Origin of the sequence: Gordonia metallireducens, from assembly GCF_021245825.1 — a bacterium.
Taxonomy (GTDB): domain Bacteria; phylum Actinomycetota; class Actinomycetes; order Mycobacteriales; family Mycobacteriaceae; genus Gordonia; species Gordonia namibiensis.
Window position 1 is genome coordinate 23,572 of the sequence record NZ_JAJQJP010000037.1, and the last position, 17,742, is coordinate 41,313.

Genomic DNA, 17,742 nt, shown 5'->3' on the forward strand with positions numbered 1-17,742 from the left:
AATCGGCCACGCGGGAGCTGCGGCGGATTCAACTCCAAAGGCCCTAGCGCAGCAGCGCGATCGCCAGGACGACGAGCACAGCCAGCACCGCGAAGAACACGAACACCGACACGGCGAGCGCGGTGCTGGAGGTCGCCGAGTTCCGGGTCGGTTCCCCGAACCCGGGGTTCATCGGCTGACGGTGGGGCGACGACGACTGGGACGTCATCGCATACGGCGGCGGCGTCGACATCAGGGTCGGGGAGTGGTGCTCCTGCCGGGTGTGCGGGATGTCGCGTGAGGCGCGGTCGCCGGCCAGGGTCTGGGCGTAGGGCGGCAGCGTCGCGCCCGCGACCGGGCGGTGAGGTCCCGTGGTCGACGAGCGGTTGTTGCGCTGCGCCCACACCGGCGTACCGGCGCCGGGGCGGGTGATGAGTCCGGTGAGCACCTGGTCCTTGGTGCCGCGCGAACCCGCCGCGAACGCGGTGAGGGCGTCACGTGCCTCGGCCATGGTCGGCCGCTTCGTCGGGCTCGGTTCCAGCAGGCGCAGCAGGACCGGTTCGAGGTCGCCGGCCTTGGTCATCGGGTTGATCCGCGCGCGAGCGACCTTGTGCAGCAGGGCGATCGAGTTGTCGTCGACGCCGAACGGCGGCTGGCCCTCGACCATCGTGTAGATCGTGGCGCCCAGCGAGTAGACGTCGGAGGCCTCCATCGGCTCCGCGCCACGAGCCACCTCGGGGGCGAAATAGGCTGGGGTGCCGGTGATCACGCCGGTCTGGGTGAGGCTGACGTCGTCCTTGGCCCGCGAGATGCCGAAGTCGGTGATCTTGACGAGCCCCGCGTTGCGGCCGCCCTCGGCGATCAGGATGTTGCCCGGCTTGATGTCGCGGTGGACGATACCGGCCGCGTGGGCCTCGACCATCGCATCGGCCACCTGCGCGCCGATCTGGGCCGCCTCCCTCGGCTCGAGTGTCGTTACTGCATGCAGGATCTGGGCGACGCTGCGCGACGGCAGGTACTCCATCACCAGCCACGGCTCGCCGCGGTCGAGGGCTACGTCGTGCATCGCGATGGCATTGCGATGGGACAGCTTCGCCGCGATGCGACCCTCGCGCATCGCCCGCTTGCGGACGTTGTCCGCGGAATCCTCGGTGAGGCCCTCGGTGGAGACGACCTGCTTGACGGCCACGTCGCGATCGAGGAGCTGATCGCGGGCCAGCCACACCGTGCCCATGCCGCCGCCACCGATCCGCGACTTCAGGCGGTATCGGCCGGCCACCAGGTACTGGGGACCTGGGGCATGATGGGTTCCGACGGACGGTGGCATACGGCGATGATAGCCGCGAGGGCTCGTCGGCGGGCACTGCGCTTGACAGTGTGATCGCACATGTGTTCGACTCGCTCCATGCGATGGTCCGAGCAGGCGGTCGAGGTCGACGACGGGGCGCTCCCCGGGCTGAGCCGCTCCGGCCTGGTGCGGTCGGTGCGGACTCCCGACTTCGAGGGTGTCACCTTTCACGAGGTGCTCGCGAAGAGTGCTCTCAATCGTGTCCCGGAAGCGTCTCATCTCCCGTTCCAGTTCACCGTCAACACTTTTCGCGGGTGCACTCACGCGTGCCGCTATTGTTTCGCCCGGCCGACGCACGAATACCTCGACCTCGACGCAGGCAAGGACTTCGACTCCCAGGTGGTCGTGAAGCTGAACGTGGCCGCGGTGCTGCGCAAGGAGCTCAAGCGTCGCTCGTGGACGCGGGAGACCGTCGCACTGGGCACCAACACCGACCCGTATCAGCGCGCGGAAGGCCGGTACAAGCTCATGCCGGGCGTGATCTCTGCGCTCGCAGAGTCCCGGACACCGTTCTCGATCCTCACCAAGGGGACGCTGATCCGGCGCGATCTGCCTCTGCTGCGGCAGGCGGCGGGCCAGGTCCCGGTGAGCATCGGCATCTCGCTGGCCATCATCGACCCGGATCTGCAGAAGAAGATCGAACCCGGCACCCCGTCGCCGCAAGCCAGACTGTCGCTGATCCGCGACCTCGCCGACGCCGGCCTCGCGCCGCACGTGATGGTCGCACCGGTCATCCCGTATCTCACGGATGCGAAATCCCATCTCGACGAGCTGCTCGGGGCTCTCGCCGACGCGGGGGCGTCGGGCGTGACCGCGTTCCCCATGCACCTGCGATCCTCGACCAAGCCGTGGTTCCTGGAGTGGCTGGCCGAGGAACATCCCGCACTGATCCGCAGATACCGCGGACTCTACGGGCGCGGTGCCTACGTGACGCCGGAGTACTCCTCATGGCTGCGTGAGCGGATGCAGCCCCTGGTGCAGCAGCACGGGCTGGCGGGCTCCGGTGGGCTGCGACAGTCCGGCTCGGACGCGGGATCGCCCGGATCGGTCGCCGCACCGGAGCTGCAGCACGCGCTCACTCTGTTCTGACCCTCTGCTGCCTGAGGTGCGAGAGCGAAGCGAGCTGCCCCCGCTGCCTGAGGTGCGAGCGAAGCGAGCTGCCCCCGCTGCCTGAGGTGCGAGCGAAGCGAGCCACGAAGGCCTGGTGAGATGACGTCACCAGGCCTTCGTGGCTCGTCGCTTGCGCTCCTCTCACCTCAGGCAGCGGGGTTGGTGCTCGCACCTCGGGGTCTGTGGCGAAAGATGCACCAGTGCAACGTGTTACGAGCGCGATCCGGGTGCTGACGGTCCTCGGTTGACGCTTGCCGGTGGGTGGTTCTACTCTCTGCTTATCGAAACAATGTTCGAATGATCGGCGGACGAGATCACCCTCTCGGATCATTCCCACGGCGGTTCGAGGACCAGATGGCGCAGCACCTTCCCGGCTCGCTCGAGTACCACCACGCGACTGGAGAGTGTCATGGATGTGTCGTCCCGTACGGATGAATTGGCCGGACTCCGCCGACGCATGGCGGCGATGTCGGGACGCCCCGACCGGCCTGTGGTGGAGACCCGCGATCCGGCCGCCGGCGTGCTGCCGATTCCGGAGCCGTTGTCGGAGATATTGCCGCACAACGGGATTCCGCGCGGTACGGTCGCCCGGTTCGATGGCGCCAATTCGTTGCTGGTCGCGATGATCGCGTCGGTCACCCGTGCGGGCGGCCAGGTCGGGATCGTCGGGATGCCCCGGCTGAGCCTGCTGTCGGCGGTGGAGATGGGCGCGGACCTCTCGCGCATCGCCACCATCCCCGACCCCGGCATCGATCCGGTGGAGGTGGCCGCCGTCCTGCTCGACGGCATGGACCTGGTGGTGCTCGGCCGTGTGGGGCCGGGTACGGCGGATGCGGTGCCCCCGTCGCGGGCACGCGTGGTGATGGGACGCGTCCGTAAGCAGTCGTCGGTCCTGCTGGTCGCCGGGGGCACCTGGCCGGGTGCGCAGCTGAACATCGAGGCGCGGGTGCTCACCTACCGGCACAGTCCGTTGCTGTCCGGCGCCACCGACCTCGACTCCGCGCGCAGCGGTTATGGCCGCATCGGCGGGATGAGACTGCAGGTCACGGCATCGGGACGCGGCCGTCAGACGCAGAGCACCGAGGTCGATCTCCTGGCACGAGGCCAGGGGTCCGATCGATCGGTGGAGATGGTCTCGACGACGAGCACTCGTCCGGTCCTCGCGGTCGCGAACTGATGACACGGCAGGAACCCGCCAGGCGGACCCTTGCGCTCTGGTGCCCGGACTGGCCGGCGATGGCGGCGGCCGCCGAGGCCGATCTGCCGCCGTTGCATCCGGTGGCGGTGTTGTCGGCGAATCGGGTGGTGGCCTGTTCGTCCACCGCCCGGGCCGTCGGCGTCCGACGCGGCATGCGCAAACGTCAGGCGCAGGCACTCTGCCCGGAGATGACCGTCGTCGCGGCCGACGAGGTCCGCGACGGTCGGCTGTTCGATCCGGTGGTGGCCGCGGTGGCCGAGGTGCTCCCGACCCTCGAGGTGCTCCGGCCCGGTCTGCTGGTGATCCCCGGAGATCGGGCGGCGCGCTACTTCGGCGGCATGGAGGCACTTGCCGAAGAACTCGTCGACATCGTGTCGGCCTGCGGCATCGAGTCGCAGGTCGGCATCGCCGACGAGATCTTCACCGCGGTCCTCGCCGCGCGGCGCGGCCATCAGGTCGAGCCGGGCGGAGACCGGGCCTATCTCGCCGACCGGCCCATCGCCGACCTCGCCCTCGAACCGAGCATGAGCGATCCGTCGCGTGCCGAGCTGGTGGACCTGTTGCGGCGCCTGGGGATCGGCACCATCGGCGCATTCGCCGAGATGGACATCGCCGACGTGGCGACCCGTTTCGCCCGGGACGCGGTGCTCGCGCACCGTCTGGCCAACGCGTTGCCGGGTCGAGTGCCGTCGGGCCGACACCTGCCGGCCGAGCTGGACGTCGACCACACCTGCGATCCGCCCGTCGACCGCATCGACGCCGCGGCGTTCATCGGCCGCACCCTCGCCGAGAAGCTCCACCGGCGCCTGCGCGATGCCGCCGTGGCCTGCACCCGACTCACCATCGAGGCGACCACCGAACGCGGACAGCAGCATTCGCGGACGTGGAACTGTGCGCAGCCGCTGACCCCGGAGACCACCGCGGACCGCATCCGATGGCAGCTGGAGGGCTGGCTGACCGGTGGCCGGCGGGGTAACGGACGGGCGAGAGGCCAGGTCAAGGACACCCGCCCCGACTCGCCGATCGTGCGTCTGCGGCTGGAGCCGGTGGAGGTCGTCGAGGCCGGTGCCCTGCACTACCAGCTCTCGGACACCCTCACCGGTGGCTCGGCGGTCGACCCCGACGTCGAAGAACGCGCCCGACGCTCCCTGGTCCGCATCCAAGGTCTGCTGGGAGGCGATGCCGTGCGCATCCCGGTGCTCAGCGGCGGGCGCGGCCCGGCCGAACGGATCACGATGGTGTCCCTCGGTGACGAGCGGACACCGCGCCGCGACCCCTCCGCGCCGTGGCCGGGCCACCTGCCGCAACCCACGCCCACCGTGCTGGTGGAGACGGCGATCAGCGTGCTCGACGCACTCGGTCAGCCGGTGCGGGTGACCGAGCGGGGAGCGTTCACCGCCGAACCGGTGACCGTCCGGTTGTCGGGGTCGTCGGGTCGCGGGAAGGGTCGAAAGGCGAGCTGGGGACTGTGCTGGTGGGCCGGCCCGTGGCCGGTCGGCATGGAACGGGCATCCGCGGCTGGGGCCACGAAGCTGACCGCCCGGGCACAGGTCCTGCTCGACGACTCACGCGCGCTGCTGCTCTGCTATCGCGGCGGTGAGTGGATCGTCGAAGGGGTCTACGAGTGAAGGCCTCAGCTGTTGCGTCCCCGCGCGATCACCGGCCAGCGTGTGTCCGAGCCGTCGATCGCCACCAGTTCGTCGACGAGGTTGACCGCGTTGCACACGTGATTCGGCACCACGCGCACGAAACTCCCGATACCGGGGATGCGCTCGTCGGACGCCCCGGCCGGGAACTCCACCACCGCATGATGTTCCGACAGCATCACGATGCGGGCGTCATGATGATCGAGGAGCCGGCCGTACCCGGTGGCCCAGGGGGCGCGGTCGGCTCCGAGGATCTTGCTGCCCGCGTCGAGGACGATCCGGTGGTTGTCACGGCGTACCACCGTCGCGACCGCGGTCAACGAGACGTCGCCGAAACCGCACGAGCCGATCTCCACCTGCTGCGCGTCGTTGAACGGGTACACGCCGGGCCGGATCTCGGTCAGGACGTTCGCCTGCCCGGCGTCGAGCAGGCCGACCGTCGGGGTCGAGCCGCCGCTGCGTACGCGCGGTTCGATTCCGTTGGCGCGCAAGCCGTCGGCCGCCGTCGCCAGTGCGGCCAGCTCCTGGGCGGCGGCGTCGCGTCGGGTGTCCCCGAGGCCATAGGAGTGGCCCGGGAAGGTGAACACGCCGATCACGTCGAGTCCTTCTGCGACGCCCGCGGCGCCGACCGAACCGGCCAGTTCGGGGGTGACGCCGGTGCGGTGCTGACCGGAGTCGACCTCGACGAGCACCTGTATCGGCGCCGAACCCACCGCCGAGGCGAGATGCCGTGCGCCGGCGAGGGAATCGATCCCCAGTCGCAGGGTGACCCGTTCGGCGAGGGCGCGCAGCCGTGTTGCCTGACCGGCGGTCGGCCACAACGGATACGCGATGAAGATGTCGGTGCACCCGGTGATCTCCGCGGCGTCGGCGAAGGCCTCGGCCTCGCCGATGGTCGCCACGGTCAGTCCGACCGCGCCGTGCTCGATCTGCAGGCGGGCGATCTCGGCGCACTTGTGGGTCTTGGCGTGCGGTCGGACGTCGACCCCGAAGCTCCGGGCTGCTCCGGCGAGGGTGGCGAGGTTGCGGTCCAGGCGGTCGACGTCGACCTCGAGGTACGGGGTGTCGATCACGCGTCGCGCCCACCCGAACGGCGGGCACGCCCCATCGCTGCCGCCGACTCACCGAACAGCAGATACTCCTGATGCAGGATGCGGGTGGTCAGGCCGGGGGTGAAGCGGTGCCCGATCTCGGCGATCGTCCCGACGACCGAGCTGACCCGCTTGGGCCGGTCGACGATCGCGTGCAACACGCGAGCGGCGGCCTTGTCCACATCCCAGGTGCCGGGCTGGTTGTCGTAGGCCTCGGTGGGCGAGATCATCCGCGTCTTCACCAGCGGCAGACGCACATTGGAGAACGTGACGTGGTCGGAGACGGTCTCGGTGCCGGTGACGTCGCTGAACGCCTCCAGCGCCGCCTTCGACGCCGCGTACGCACCGAAGCGCGGCCCGCGGGACTGCACCGCGATCGAGGTCACGTTGACCACATGCCCCGACCTCCGGGCCACCATGTGCGGCAGGAGCCCGAGGATGAGGTTGACCGCGCCGAAGTAGTTGACCGCCATGACCCGGTGGTAGTCGTGCGAGCGCTGCACCGAGTTCACCGTGGCGCGCCGGATGGACCGGCCGGCGTTGTTGACCAGCACGTCCACGTGACCGTGCTCGGCGAGCACCGACTTGACCAGCGCGTTGACCGACTCCTCGTCGGTGATGTCGCACTGGTACGCCACCGCCCGGCCCGGCGGGATGCCCTTCTTGCTGGTCGTCGAGTTCAATTCGTCTGCGGCGGAATCGAGTTCCTCGGCCGACCGGGCCACGATCATCACATTGGCGCCGCGGGCGACGCACATCCGGGCGGTGGCCTTGCCGATACCGCTCGACCCGCCGGTGATCAGGATGTTCTTGCCCACCAGCGGACCCCGGGGATCGCGGCGCCGGTTGCGGGACCGGTCGAGGTGGGTAGACCAGTACTGCCACAGGCCCGGTGCGTACTCGGTGAAGTCCGGAACGCTGATCCCGTGCTCGTGGAGGACGGCGAGGGTGGCGTCGGAGGAGAAGTCCACCGGCAGCGACACCGCGTCGAGCACCGCCGACGGGATACCCTGTTGGGCGGCAAGGAGATTGCGGCCGATGCGAGCGGGTCCCATGGCCGACAGTGCCAGCGCGGGCTCGACCACCGAGTGCGGGATGACGTCGAAACCGCGAGGCGCGCCGAACGCCGGGGCGAGGGCGTTGTACATCTCGGTGGTGGTCAGCGAACGCCGGTCGCCGAGGTGGAACACCAGCCCGCTGCGTTCGGGGTCCACGGCGATGAGTGCGACCATCGCGGCGGCGACGAAGTCGACGGGCACCATGTTGAGTTTGCCGAGGTCGGGCATCGGCAACCGCAGCCTCGACGGCAGGTGGCCGAGCGCGGCGAGGTGGCCGAAGAAGTAGTAGGGACCGTCGATCTTGTCCATCTCGCCGGTTCGCGAGTCGCCGACCACGATCGAGGGCCGGTAGACCCGCCACCGCAGGCCCTCGCGTTCGCGGACGACCCGCTCCGCCTCGAACTTGGTCCGGTGGTACGCCGTCGGAAAGCCCTGGCCGACCTCGAAATCGGTTTCGGTGAACCGGCCGCGGTGATCGCCGGCGACGGCGACCGAGGACACGTGGTGGAACAGGGCGTCGTGGGCGATGGCGAAGTCGGCGACGCGAGAGGTGCCGATGACGTTGGCCGCGCGCTGTGACTCGGCGTCGGCGGCCATGTCGTAGATCGCGGCGAGGTGGACCACGTGGTCGAATTCCGGCAGGTCATGCGCGTCGAGGCCGAGGCCCGGGCTGGTCAGGTCCCCGACGACCGGGGTCACCCGGCCGGTGGCACCGAGCTCGTCGAGCAGGGCGTCGAACGCCGATCGGGAGGATTCGCGCACCAGGGCGTGGATGGTCGCGCCAGGGTCGACGGTCAGAAGTCGATCGATGACGCGTCGGCCGATGAATCCGCTGCCTCCGGTGATGAAGTAGCTGGTCATGTAGGGATCCCATCATGTGAGCGGGCGTGAGGCCCGCTTGATGTCCTCGTCCCCCCGGATGGGAGATGGAATCTGTCTGGTACTCAGAGTTGCACTTACCTGGCCTGAGCGCAATGACTTCCGGGTGTGGAATCGAGATGTTCATTCGAAAATATGTTCGATAGACTGTTCGGGTGGGCTGGGATCAGGGACCACCGACATGGTCGGAGATGGAGCGGGTGCTCTCCGGTCGCGCGCCCGACGGCGGGCGTCCGGGCACCGCCTTCGGTCCCGACGACAGCGACCACGCGATGTTCCCGGGCGACGGCGGCGACAGCCCGGCCTGGTCGCGCAAACGCGGCGCCTACCAGGCGGAGGACATCGCGCGTGGCTCGTCGTCGGTGGCCTATGCCGAGCTCCACGCCCACAGCTCGTACAGCTTCCTCGACGGCGCGTCGATGCCGGAGGAACTGGTAGAGGAGGCCGAACGCCTCGGACTCCAGGCGCTGGCCGTCACCGATCACGACGGCTTCTACGGCATCGTCCGGTTCGCGGAGGCCGCCCGCGAGTTCGCGATGCCGACGGTCTTCGGTGCCGAGCTGTCGCTGGAACCCGACATCGCCCGGACCGGTCTCAACGATCCGCCGGGAGAGCATCTGCTGGTCCTCGCCCGCGACGGAGAGGGTTACCGGCGGTTGTCGCGGACCATCGCCGAGGCGCACATGGTGGCGGGTGAGAAGGGGTTGCTGCGCTACGACCGCGACGCCCTGGCCGGTGCGGGCGACGGGCACTGGCTGGTCCTCACCGGTTGCCGGAAGGGCGCGGTCCGGCGTGCGCTGGACCGCGGCGGCGTCCCGGCCGCGGAGATCGCGCTGCGGGAGATGATCGAGACCTACGGCCACGGCAACGTCGTCCTCGAACTCACCGCCCAGGGCATGCCCGACGACGACGAACGCAATGGTGTGCTCGCCGGTCTCGCCGCCCGCGTCGGAGTGCCGACGGTTGCGACCACGGGTGCGCACTTCGCCGCACCCCGACGCCGCCGGCTGGCGATGGCGATGGCGGCGGTACGGGCACGCACCGACATCGAGACCATCGCCGGATGGATGCCGGGTGTCGCCGGCGCACACCTGCGCAGCGGTGACGAGATGGCCCGGCTGATGCCCGCGCACCTCGACGCGATCGACAACGCGGTCGGCATCGCCGCCGACTGCGCCTTCGAGCTCGGTCTGATCGCACCGGAGTTGCCGCCGTTCGACGTGCCGGAGGGTTACACCGAGGCCAGCTGGCTGCGCGAACTCACCATGACCCGCGCCCGGCGTCGATACGGCACACCCGTCGAACATCCGCAGGCCTACCGGCAGATCGAACACGAACTCGCCATCATCGAAACCCTCACGTTCCCCGGCTATTTCCTCGTCGTCGCCGACATCGTCGACTTCTGCAAGGCCAACGACATCCTGTGTCAGGGCCGGGGGAGTGCCGCCAACTCGGCGGTCTGTTACGCGTTGGGGATCACCAACGTCGACCCGGTCGCCAACAAGCTGCTGTTCGAGCGGTTCCTCGCCCCAGAGCGCGACGGGCCACCCGACATCGACATCGACATCGAGTCCGACCGTCGTGAGGAGGCCATCCAGTACGTCTACCGCCGGTATGGCCGGGATCGCAGCGCCCAGGTGGCCAACGTCATCACCTATCGCGGCCGCTCGGCGATCCGGGACATGGCGCGGGCGCTGGGGTATGCACCCGGGCAGCAGGACGCCTGGGCCAAGTCCCCGGACACCGCGCCTTCCGACGTGACCGATCTGGCCGGTGAGATCCTGGGCATGCCACGGCATCTGGGCATCCACTCCGGGGGCATGGTGATCTGTGACCGGCCCATCGCCGACGTCTGCCCCACGGAGTGGGCACGGATGGAGAACCGCAGCGTGCTGCAGTGGGACAAGGACGACTGCGCGGCCATCGGGCTGGTCAAGTTCGACATGCTCGGTCTCGGGATGCTCTCGGCGCTGCACTACGCGATCGATCTGGTCGCCGAGCACAAGGGCATCGAGGTCGATCTCGCCACCCTCGACCTCGCCGAACCGGCGGTCTACGAGATGCTGTGCCGCGCCGACTCGGTCGGCGTGTTCCAGGTGGAGTCCCGCGCCCAGATGGCGACCCTGCCGCGGCTGAAACCGCGTTGTTTCTACGACCTGGTCGTCGAGGTGGCGCTGATCCGTCCCGGTCCCATCCAGGGTGGTTCGGTGCATCCCTTCATCAAGCGACGCAACGGAGACGAGCCGGTCACCGTCGAACACCCGTCGATGCACAAGGCCCTCGAGCGGACGCTGGGGGTGCCGCTGTTCCAGGAACAGTTGATGCAGCTGGCCGTCGACGTCGCGGGCTTCGACGCCTCCGAGGCCGACCAGCTGCGTCGGGCGATGGGCTCCAAACGGTCGCCGGAGAAGATGGAACGCCTGCGCAAACGCTTCTATGCCGGGATGGAAGAGCTCCACGGCATCACCGGGGACGCCGCCGACCGTATCTTCGAGAAGATGGCCGCCTTCGCCAACTTCGGCTTCCCGGAGAGCCATTCGCAGAGTTTCGCCTCGCTGGTCTTCTACTCGTCGTGGTTCAAGCTGCATCACCCGGCCGCGTTCTGCGCGGCGCTGCTACGGGCTCAGCCGATGGGTTTCTACTCGCCGCAGACGCTGGTCGCCGACGCCCGCCGGCACGGGGTGGCGGTCCATCGCCCCGACATCAACGCCTCCCTCGCGCACGCAACCCTGGAGAACGAGGGCCTCGACGTGCGTCTGGGGCTCGACGAGGTGCGCGGGGTCGGGGAGGAGGTGGCCCAGCGGATCGTCGACCGGCGCGCCGACGGACCGTACACCGACATCACCGACGTCTCCCGCCGGGCAGCGTTGAGCGCCAAGGAACTCGAGGGTCTCGCCGGGGCAGGGGCCTTCGACGGTTTCGGTCTCAGCAGGCGCCAGGCGCTCTGGGAGGCCGGGGCGGCCGCGACCGTTCGCGACGACCAGCTGGAACTCCGCTCGTCGGGTGCCACGCCGACGCTGCCCGGGCTGTCCGACATCGAACTGGCGGCCACCGACGCCTGGGCCACCGGCATCACCCCGAAGTCGTATCCGACGCAATTCCTGCGCCCTCGGCTCGACGCGATGGGGGTGGTGGCCGCGGACCGGTTGCTGTCGGTGCCCGACGGCGCGCGCGTACTGATCGGCGGGGCGGTGACACACCGCCAACGACCTGCGACGGCGTCAGGGGTGACCTTCATCAACCTCGAGGACGAGACCGGGATGGTCAACGTGGTGTGTTCCGTCGGCCTGTGGGCGCGGTACCGTGTACTGGCACAGACCGCACCGGCGTTGCTGGTGCGCGGTCGGGTACAGAATGCTGAAGGCGCCGTGACCGTTGTCGCAGATCGTTTGCAGCGCATGGATCTTCGGGTGGGAACCAGATCCAGGGACTGGCAGTGACCCGTCGGGGTCTGCCGGAGTGACAAACTACGAATCGGGGAAATCGATGTCGCAGCAGGTCGTGGTGACCGTCAAGCCGAAGAGCAGCAAGGGTCCGCTGGTGGAGGCCGGACCCGACGGAGCCCTCACCATCTACGTTCGCGAACCCGCCACCGAGGGTCGTGCCAACAAGGCGGTCGCCGAGCTGCTCGCCTCACATCTCGGCGTACCCAAGAGCAAGGTCGCGCTCATCGGCGGGGCCACCGCCCGCACCAAGCGGTACCGCGTCGACTAGACGGCGCCGACGAAGCCGTTCTGCCGCCACGCCTCGTAGACGACGATGCTCGCCGCGTTGGCGAGGTTGTGGGATCGACGGCCGGCGAGCATCGGGATGCGCACCCGGTCGGTGACCTCGGGTTCGGCGAGCACTTCGTCGGGCAGACCGGTGGGTTCCGGACCGAACAGCAGCACGTCGCCGGGCCGGTAGTCGACGTCGGTGTGGTAGCGCTCCGCGTGTGCGGTGAACGCGAACACCCGCTCGGGCTTCAGTGTGGTCCACGCCGTCACCAGGTTGGGATGCACGGTCACGGTGGCCATCTCGTGATAGTCCAACCCCGCCCGCTTGACCTGGGCGTCGGACATCGAGAACCCCAACGGTTCGATGAGGTGCAGTTCGCACCCGGTGTTGGCGGCCAGCCGGATCGCGTTTCCGGTGTTCGGCGGGATGCAGGGTTGATAGAACATGATCCGGAACATGATGTGCTCAGCGTAGTCGCCGGGCTCGGCGCCGATGACAGCGCGCGGAACTCCGCTACAGGTCGAAGCCGGTGTTCGCCCCGCACAGCACGATGCACAGCGTCGAATCCGGTTCCGGGCGAACCGCTCCGGTGGTCACCGCGGCGACGGCGGCGGCGGTGCCGTGTTCGACGAGGATGCGGTGAGAGTCCCACAGCATCCGCCGTGCGTCGATGAGCTGGGCGTCGGTCACCAGCACGCTGTCGACGTCGGGGCGCTGCGCGGCGGTCTCCCAGCAGATGTCGCCGACGCGGGTGGCGCCGAGGGAATCGGCGGCGACGCTCTCGAGTTCGACCGGGACCGGTGATCCCGCCGCCCGTGCCTGGTGGAGACAGGACGCCCCGAGGGGTTCGACACCCACGAGGCGGTCACCGGGACGCAGGGTCGCCGCGAGACCGGCCAGCAGGCCGCCACCGCCGACGCAGACCACGGTGGTAAGCGGATCGGGGACGTCCTCGGTCATCTCGAGACCGATCGTGCCCGCGCCCGCGACGATGTCGGGCAGATCGTATGCGTGCAGTGGGAGCGCACCGGTGGTTGCGGCGAGTTCGCCTGCGGCGTCGGCGGCGTCCTGATAGCGCAGTCCGACGAGATGGACCTGCGCGCCCAGGGTGCGCAACGTCTGGACCTTGACCTCGGGTGCGGTCTCGGGGATCACGACCGTGCACGGCACGCCGGCGATCCGTGCGGCCCACGCCGCGCCGATCGCCGCGTTGCCTCCGGATGCGACGAGAACGCCGGCGTCGGTCAGCGCTCCCCGGGCGCGTGCATGCAGCGTCGCCGACAGGCTGCCCCGCACCTTGAAACAGCCGCCGAGCTGGAGGTATTCGAGTTTGAACACGACGTCCCGGGGGCCGTCGACGGTCTCGATGACAGTGCGCAGTGTCGGTGTCCGTCGCAGGAGAGGGGAGATGGTTGCCGCAGCGAGGTCGACGTCGGCCCGTGTTGCTCTCACGGCTCTGACAGTAGTGGCTCACATCGCAGTCGTCGTGGATGGAAGAATGTCGGGCGTGACCGCGATACGACTGGACGGCAAGACCACGCGCGACGAGATCTTCGCAGATCTCACCGAACGGGTGAACACACTGCGCGAGGCGGGCATCACCCCCGGTCTGGGCACAGTGCTCGTCGGCGACGACCCGGGCTCGCATTCCTATGTGAAGGGCAAGCACTCGGACTGCGCCCGCATCGGGGTCGCCTCCATCCGCAAGGATCTGCTGGCCGACGCCACCACCGAGCAGCTCAACGCGGCGATCGACGAACTGAACGCCGACCCGGCCTGCACCGGGTACATCGTGCAGCTGCCACTGCCCAAGCACCTCGACGAGAACGCGGCGCTCGAGCGGATCGATCCGCTCAAGGACGCCGACGGACTGCACCCGATCAACCTCGGTCGCCTGGTCCTGGGCAAGGAGTCGACACTCCCGTGCACGCCGCGCGGCGTCATCCATCTCCTCCGTCGCTACGACATCCCGATCGCCGGTGCCCGCGTCACCGTCGTGGGGCGCGGCGTCACCATCGGCCGGCCGATCGGCCTGCTGCTGACACGGCGTAGCGAGAACGCCACCGTCACCCTCTGCCACACCGGCACCGCCGATCTCCGGTCCGAGGTCGAGCGCGCCGACATCGTCGTCGCGGCCGCCGGCGTGCCGCATCTGATCACCAAGGACATGGTGAAGCCGGGTGCCGCGGTCATCGACGTGGGCGTCAGCCGGACCGACGCCGGCCTGGTCGGCGACGTCCATCCCGACGTGTGGGAGGTCGCCGGACACGTCTCGCCGAACCCCGGCGGGGTCGGACCCCTCACGCGCGCCTTCCTGCTCGTCAACGTCGTCGAACGGGCCGAGCAGCAACTCGCCGCCCAGCAGGCCGCCACCGAAGCCGTCGCCGGCGTTGAGGGCGGCGGCACGGCGTGAGTCCGGACGAGCCGCGGGTCGGTCCGGCCGGGGCGGATCTGCCCTCGTCGGATCCGAATCGGTTGCGTCCGCCGGCCCCTGGTGACGGACATCACGACACCGCACCCGGGCCCGAGCCGGTGCAGGGGGTGCGCGCGGTTCTCGTCCAGATCCCGTACCTGCTGGTCATGCTGGGTGTCCTGGCAGCAGCGCTGCTCGTGATGTTCGATCGCTGGCGCCGAGGATCCTTCGTGTTCGGCACGGCGCTTCTCGTCGGAGCACTGCTCCGTGCGTTCATCCCGGCGTCCCAGGCGGGATTACTGCAGGTCAGAGGGAAATTGTTTGACGTCTCCGTGATGGCGACGGTCGGCGGTGTGATGCTCTGGCTCGCCACGTCGATCGACTCTTTGGGCACGGATTGATTACAATAGATACCTGAGCGTGACCTTCAGACCGAGTGGTCGCGCCTGACCAGGCAATTCTCTCTGCCGAGCACTGAGTACGACGCTGGGGCAGACGCACCGACCGCTGGAGTACGTATCACTGCAACACCGACCGATGACCATGTGAATGAAGTGACGTCGATGGGCGTGTCGGCAGGTGCCGGCATGATCCACTACGTCCTGCTGACGCGTGACGATCTCGGCCGCAGCGTGGTGGATTCCCGCGTCATCGACGTCGACCCCACCGACGGTCTCGACGGCGCGGGTCGCGTCAACGCCGGCATCGACGTCATGCTCGGCGCCGCCCGCGAGGCCGACGCCCGGGTGGGCCCGATCGGCGTGGCCGCCCGTACCGCCGCCCAACGGCGCCATCTGCGATCGCGGGGGAGCGGCCCCCGACGCCAGATCCGTCTGGTCGCCGAGGACGAGGCCGTGGTCGCCTGCCTCGCCGACACCGGCGAGATCGATCGTTTCTCCACCGCCGTCGTTGTCGACTGCGGCGACACCGGTATGTCGATCTACACCGTTGATCCGAGCAGTCGCCGGATCACCGGGCTCGAACGCTCGACGGTCCTCAGCGGACGCCGCCTCGACCGGGCCATCGCCGCGAACCTCACCGCCGACAACCCATCGCTGGGAGAGGCCGCCCGCACGCGCGCCGGACGCAGCGAACTGCTCAGCGCCTGCCGGACTGCGAAAGAAGAGATCGCCTACGGACATTCGGGCGCCGGATCAGACGGCCCCTCGGTGGCACTCCCCGGTGGTGCGGGACGGGTCGCGCTGACCGAGTCCCATGTGGCGAACGCGGTGGCACCGATGGTCCGCGAGGCACGCGAGGTGTTCGACCGGTACGTCGCCGAGGCGTCCGCCCGTGGCGTCATCCCGGAGGCGGTGGTCTTCGTCGGCGGTCTGGCCAATCTGCCCGCGGTCCGCGACATGGCCCGCGGCCACGACCTCGACACGGTGTGCCCGTCGACCCCGGAGTTGGTCGCGGCGACCGGAGCGGCTCTTCTGGCCGGCGAAACCTATTCGGGCACAACCCGGCTCGCCTTCATCGGTGGGCAGCGGCAGCGCGAGTGGTTATCGGCCACGCCGCTTGCGGCCGCGGGCGCGATCATCGCCGCGGTCCTGATCACCTTCTACGCGGTCAGCTCGTCGTTCGCCGACCGCGAGGTCCCCGAGCCGTCGTCGACGGTCGGTAGCGTCCCCGCCGTCGCCACGTCGAGCGAGAAGAGTTCGACGCCGGTGCCGACGACCCAGGCCCCGGTGACGCAGGTTCCGGATCAGCCGGTCGAGCAGACCCATGAGCAGCCCGTCCAGCCGGTGCAGCCGGAGGAGCCGCCGGCGTGGAACGAACAGCCGGGCTGGGCCACCACCGAGTTGCCGCCGACCGAGCCGTCGACCGGGACGACCAGCACGCGCACGCTGTCGCCGTTCCCGTGGCCGACGCTGCCGTTCGTGCCGGGCTCGACGCCGCCCCCGATCCCGCCGACCCTGCTGCCCAAGGAGGTCCGGCCGCGGAACACCACGCCGGCTCCGCCGCCGCTCACCCAGCCGACGCCGAACAAGTCGGCACCCAGTCAGTCGTCGGGGGCATCGCCCAGCGAAGAGACACCGCAATCCGGAGCCGTTCGGACGGCACCGCCGGCGTCGTCGAGCACCCCGGTTCCCGCTCCGCGCTGAGCGCAGGCGGCCGGTTTCCGAACCCGGGAGGGCTGGGGGTCAGGCGTCGCGGCGTGCGAGCTCGACCGTGCGCTTGAGCAGGTCGCTGATGGCGTCGAACTCGGTGAGGAAGCCGTCGTGTCCGGTGTCGGATCGCACGACCTGCAGGCCGCCGACGCAGTTGCCCAGTTCTTCGGCGAGCTCGGCCTGTAACCGCAACGGGTACAGGCGATCCGAGTCGATTCCGCCGACGATGACCGGGACCTTGCACTCGTTGAGCGCCTTCTTGATGCCGCCGCGGTTGCGGCCGACGTCGTGATGGTTGAGGACCTCGGTGAGCACTACGTAGCTGCCCGGGTCGAAGCGCTGCATCAGCTTCGACGCCTGATGTTCGAGGTAGCTCTGCACGGCGTAACGACCGCCGAGTAGCGGCTGCTCGTCGCCCTGCGGTTTGTTCTCGAACCGCTCGTCGAGCTCGGGTTCGCTGCGGTAGGACAGGTGTGCGATCTGGCGGGCGATGCCCATGCCGGTCAGCGGTGTCTGTCCGGTTCCGTGGTAGTTGCCGCCGTGCCAGGCCGGGTCGGACTTGATGGCGGCGATCTGTGTGGTCTGGATGCCGATCTGGTCGGCAGTGGCGCGGGCGCCGACGGCCAGCACCAGTGCGCTGCGGACGCGATCGGGGTACTCGATGGCCCACTCGAGCGCGCGGGCGCCACCCATCGACCCGCCGAGAACTGCTCCGACGCTGCGGATTCCGAGGCGGTCGAGGAGTGCGACCTCGGCGCGGACCTGGTCGAGCACGGTGATCTGCGGGAAGCGTGAACCCCACGGTTGACCGTCGGAGGCGAGGGAGCCGGGACCGGTCGATCCCTTGCACCCACCGAGCACGTTGGCCGAGATGACACACCACTCGTCGGTGTCGATCGCCTGGCCCGGGCCGATGAGGCCGTCCCACCAGCCGGGCGTCTCGTGCTCGGCGTCGGCGGGACCGGTGACGTGGGAGTCGCCGGTGAGGGCGTGCAGGGTGAGGATGACGTTGTCGCGGGACGGCGACAACGTCCCCCAGCGCTGGAACGCCAGGGTGACGTTGTCGATCCGTTCACCGCTGTCGAGAGGCAGCGAGCCGATGCTCATGCCGACGAGCTTCCCGTCCGGGACCGACTCCCAGTCGGGCTGATCAGACGCTTGCGCGTTCAGGTCGATACTCACCGACAAAACT

General features: G+C 69.3%; 14 protein-coding genes. 8 read left to right on the forward strand and 6 right to left on the reverse strand.

Annotation, left to right across the window (positions count from 1 at the left end; translation table 11 throughout):
- Positions 1 to 43: 43 nt before the first annotated feature.
- Entirely contained in the window at positions 44 to 1,306 is a 1,263-nt protein-coding gene (locus LQD00_RS15455) for a serine/threonine-protein kinase (protein WP_232718063.1), read from the reverse strand.
- A gap of 78 nt (positions 1,307 to 1,384) precedes the next feature.
- Here LQD00_RS15455 and LQD00_RS15460 point away from each other — a divergent pair, with 78 nt between their 5' ends.
- From LQD00_RS15460 to LQD00_RS15470, 3 genes are all read left to right on the forward strand, one after another.
- A complete protein-coding gene (locus LQD00_RS15460; RefSeq protein WP_232718064.1) occupies positions 1,385 to 2,416 on the forward strand; it encodes an Rv2578c family radical SAM protein in 1,032 nt (343 codons plus the stop codon).
- 430 nt (positions 2,417 to 2,846) lie between these two features.
- On the forward strand, positions 2,847 to 3,614 hold the full coding sequence (locus LQD00_RS15465) for a hypothetical protein (RefSeq protein ID WP_232718065.1): 768 nt from the start codon (positions 2,847 to 2,849) through the stop codon (positions 3,612 to 3,614).
- Positions 3,614 to 5,263, forward strand: coding sequence for a DNA polymerase Y family protein (locus LQD00_RS15470; protein WP_232718066.1), 1,650 nt, complete (start codon positions 3,614 to 3,616; stop codon positions 5,261 to 5,263). Before LQD00_RS15465 ends, LQD00_RS15470 begins: the two co-directional genes overlap by 1 nt.
- Positions 5,264 to 5,268: 5 nt before the next feature.
- Here the strand turns inward: LQD00_RS15470 and LQD00_RS15475 are convergent, their stop codons facing one another.
- The gene (locus tag LQD00_RS15475) at positions 5,269 to 6,354 is read right to left on the reverse strand and encodes an alanine racemase (RefSeq protein ID WP_232718067.1); all 1,086 of its coding nucleotides are present in this window, start codon (positions 6,352 to 6,354) and stop codon (positions 5,269 to 5,271) included.
- Positions 6,351 to 8,291: an SDR family oxidoreductase gene (locus LQD00_RS15480; protein ID WP_232718068.1), complete on the reverse strand. Its 1,941-nt coding sequence runs from the start codon at positions 8,289 to 8,291 to the stop codon at positions 6,351 to 6,353. The genes LQD00_RS15475 and LQD00_RS15480 overlap by 4 nt, the downstream gene beginning before the upstream one ends.
- A 173-nt stretch (positions 8,292 to 8,464) precedes the next feature.
- On the opposite strand from LQD00_RS15480, the gene LQD00_RS15485 reads away from it, so the two are divergent.
- Both LQD00_RS15485 and LQD00_RS15490 read left to right on the forward strand, forming a co-directional pair.
- Positions 8,465 to 11,749: an error-prone DNA polymerase gene (locus tag LQD00_RS15485; protein WP_232718069.1), complete on the forward strand. Its 3,285-nt coding sequence runs from the start codon at positions 8,465 to 8,467 to the stop codon at positions 11,747 to 11,749.
- Positions 11,750 to 11,795: 46 nt separating this feature from the next.
- A complete protein-coding gene (locus LQD00_RS15490; RefSeq protein WP_005195902.1) occupies positions 11,796 to 12,023 on the forward strand; it encodes a DUF167 domain-containing protein in 228 nt (75 codons plus the stop codon).
- Here LQD00_RS15490 and LQD00_RS15495 read toward each other — a convergent pair.
- Together LQD00_RS15495 and LQD00_RS15500 are read right to left on the reverse strand one after the other, a co-directional pair.
- Positions 12,020 to 12,484 (reverse strand): tRNA (cytidine(34)-2'-O)-methyltransferase, encoded by a 465-nt coding sequence (locus tag LQD00_RS15495; protein ID WP_232718070.1) that lies wholly within the window; start codon positions 12,482 to 12,484, stop codon positions 12,020 to 12,022. The two genes, LQD00_RS15490 and LQD00_RS15495, sit on opposite strands and share 4 nt — an antisense overlap.
- 55 nt (positions 12,485 to 12,539) lie before the next feature.
- On the reverse strand, positions 12,540 to 13,478 hold the full coding sequence (locus tag LQD00_RS15500; RefSeq protein ID WP_232718071.1) for a serine/threonine dehydratase: 939 nt from the start codon (positions 13,476 to 13,478) through the stop codon (positions 12,540 to 12,542).
- A gap of 55 nt (positions 13,479 to 13,533) precedes the next feature.
- Between LQD00_RS15500 and LQD00_RS15505 the strand changes: the two genes are divergently transcribed.
- The 3 genes from LQD00_RS15505 to LQD00_RS15515 all read left to right on the forward strand — a co-directional run bounded on the left by LQD00_RS15505 (position 13,534) and on the right by LQD00_RS15515 (position 16,544).
- Positions 13,534 to 14,439, forward strand: a complete 906-nt coding sequence (locus tag LQD00_RS15505) for a bifunctional methylenetetrahydrofolate dehydrogenase/methenyltetrahydrofolate cyclohydrolase (protein WP_232718072.1) — start codon at positions 13,534 to 13,536, stop codon at positions 14,437 to 14,439.
- Positions 14,440 to 14,558: 119 nt separating this feature from the next.
- Positions 14,559 to 14,840 (forward strand): DUF3017 domain-containing protein, encoded by a 282-nt coding sequence (locus LQD00_RS15510; RefSeq protein ID WP_154882920.1) that lies wholly within the window; start codon positions 14,559 to 14,561, stop codon positions 14,838 to 14,840.
- A gap of 162 nt (positions 14,841 to 15,002) precedes the next feature.
- Complete coding sequence (locus tag LQD00_RS15515; RefSeq protein WP_232718105.1) at positions 15,003 to 16,544, forward strand: Hsp70 family protein; 1,542 nt, start codon at positions 15,003 to 15,005, stop codon at positions 16,542 to 16,544.
- 39 nt (positions 16,545 to 16,583) lie between these two features.
- Here the strand turns inward: LQD00_RS15515 and metX are convergent, their stop codons facing one another.
- Positions 16,584 to 17,738: a homoserine O-acetyltransferase MetX gene (gene metX, locus LQD00_RS15520; protein WP_232718073.1), complete on the reverse strand. Its 1,155-nt coding sequence runs from the start codon at positions 17,736 to 17,738 to the stop codon at positions 16,584 to 16,586.
- Positions 17,739 to 17,742 lie beyond the last annotated feature (4 nt).